At 61.2% G+C, this 2,041-nt stretch carries 2 protein-coding genes; both read left to right on the top strand.

Annotated elements, in window-relative coordinates; translation table 11 throughout:
• The first annotated feature begins 200 nt into the window (after positions 1 to 200).
• Complete coding sequence (locus AC1DMG_RS21815) at positions 201 to 1,451, top strand: ISL3 family transposase (RefSeq protein ID WP_441637734.1); 1,251 nt, start codon at positions 201 to 203, stop codon at positions 1,449 to 1,451.
• A partial coding sequence (locus tag AC1DMG_RS21810) for a GntR family transcriptional regulator (RefSeq protein ID WP_477181120.1) occupies positions 1,448 to 2,041 on the top strand: 594 nt, incomplete at its 3' end. The genes AC1DMG_RS21815 and AC1DMG_RS21810, both read left to right, overlap by 4 nt.

The following is a 2,041-nucleotide window of genomic DNA, read 5'->3' as shown; positions in this document are numbered from 1 at the left end:
GCGTCGCCAGGTAATCGCTGGCCGAGAGGGCGGCTCCGGCGAGCCACCGGGTGCGCACGCGTATCGGCAACGTCTATCAGCAGGCGACCGACTGGCATGACACTTTCCCCGCCGTGGTTCTGTCAAGGAAATTAGGTTCTTCAGACTTTCGTGTGGGTAGGTAGTACGCTTTCGCGCATGGCTTGGTAAGGAGGTGTGCGATGGACAGCGTGGAACTGTACCGGCAGCTGCTTGGCGTGACTGCGCCATGGACGGTGGAGCGTGTCGACCTGGACGTGGCGCGGCAGCATGTCGAAGTGCATGTAGGGCACTTGGAGGGACAGCGTTTTTCGTGCCCCGAGTGCGGGAAGGAATTGGCGGTCTATGACCACCTTGGAGAACGGGTGTGGCGACACCTGGATAGCTGCCAGTTCCTGACGTATCTGCACGCGCGGCCTCCGCGAGTGTCGTGTCCGGAGCATGGCGTGAGGCAAGTGAGGATGCCGTGGGCGGAGGCTGGGAGTCGGTTTACGCATCTGTTTGAAGCGCTGGCAATCGACATATTGCTGGCAACGAATGTCAAGCGAGCCGCGGAGATCTTGCGCATTACGTGGGACGAAGCCTGGCACGTGATGGAAAGAGCTGTATTGAGGGGGCGGGCGGCGAAAGCCAACGAGATGCCCCGGCTGATGGGCGTGGATGAAAAGGCAATCGCCAAGGGACATCGCTATATGACGCTGGTGTGCGATCTGGAAGAAGCGACGGTGGAATACATCGGAGAAGAGCGCAAGCAGGCCAGCTTGGCCGCTTACTTCGAGGCTTTCCCGGTGGCGTATCGGGAGGCCATTGACGCTATCAGCCTGGACATGTGGCCGGCCTACATCAACGCCTGCCAGGCCAATGTGCCTGGCGCAGACGAGAAGATGGTCTTTGACCGCTTCCACATCATGCGCCATGTCATTGAGGCGGTGGACAAAGTCAGAAAGCAGGAGCACAAGGCGTTGCTGAAAGCCGGAGACGACACCCTCGCCCGCAGCAAATACCTGTGGCTGACCAACCCGGAGAACATGCTGGAGCCGACCAGGGAACGCTTCAATGCACTGAGGACGATGGAGCTGAAAACAGCTCGAGCCTGGGCCTTGAAGGAGGCGCTGCGGGGGCTGTGGAATTACCGCACCACCGGCTGGGCCACACGCTTCTGGAGGCGCTGGTACTTCTGGGCGACCCATAGCCGGCTGGCGCCGATGATTGACGCCGCCCGGCTGATCGCCCGCCACTTGCCGAATGTGCTGACCTACTTCAAACATCGCATCACCAATGCCGTTGCCGAGGGGTTGAATTCCAAGATCGCCACTGTGCAGAAGCGAGCCTGCGGCTATCGCAATCCGGACCACTTTAAGATCGCCGTCTACTTCCACTGCGGTGGTCTCAACCTACATCCAGCTGCGCTGACCCACACGAAAGTCGGATGAACCTTTTTTTTATTTGCCAGGCTATGACGAAGTTACCGGCTCAGGATCCATCCAACGCAGCGCCGCTGCATGAGCAGATCTACGCCCGGATTCGTGCCTCGATTCAGCAAGGGCAACTGAAACCCGGGCAGCGGGTGCCATCCTTGCGTGCGTTTGCGGGCGAGCTCGGAGTGGCGCGCGGGACCGTTCAGGTCGCCTATGACCGACTCTTGGGCGAAGGTTACCTGATCGCCAGAGGCCCTGCGGGGACATTCGTTTCCGCGCAAATTGCGCCATCGCGCCCCCACCGCGTGGCCGCAGCGGCTGGATCCAGCCGCACGCCACCGGACCAGGAACTTACCGAGTTTTCGATCGAAACGGATGGTGGAATCCCCGTGCCGTTGCAACTCGGGCTTCCCGCGCTGGATGAGTTCCCGCGAAAACTATGGACGAGGTTGATGGCTCGGCAAATACGCAGCGCCGGCTCGCTGACCAGGCCGGCGTCAGCCGGATTTGGCCCGCTGCGAGAAGCGTTGGCCGCTTACCTGCAGCGCTCACGGGGCATCGACGCCCAGCCGCACCAGGTGTTCGTCGTGCCGGCATATACGGCC

Source organism: Dyella sp. 01N36, from assembly GCF_056399745.1.
Note: the sequence above shows the minus strand (reverse complement) of the source record. Positions and strands in the feature narration are given on the sequence as shown.

Bases quoted from the DNA above. Each gene is read 5' to 3' on its own strand.
- AC1DMG_RS21815 (WP_441637734.1), top strand. From the start codon at position 201: ATGGACAGCGTGGAACTGTACCGGCAGCTGCTTGGCGTGACTGCGCCA.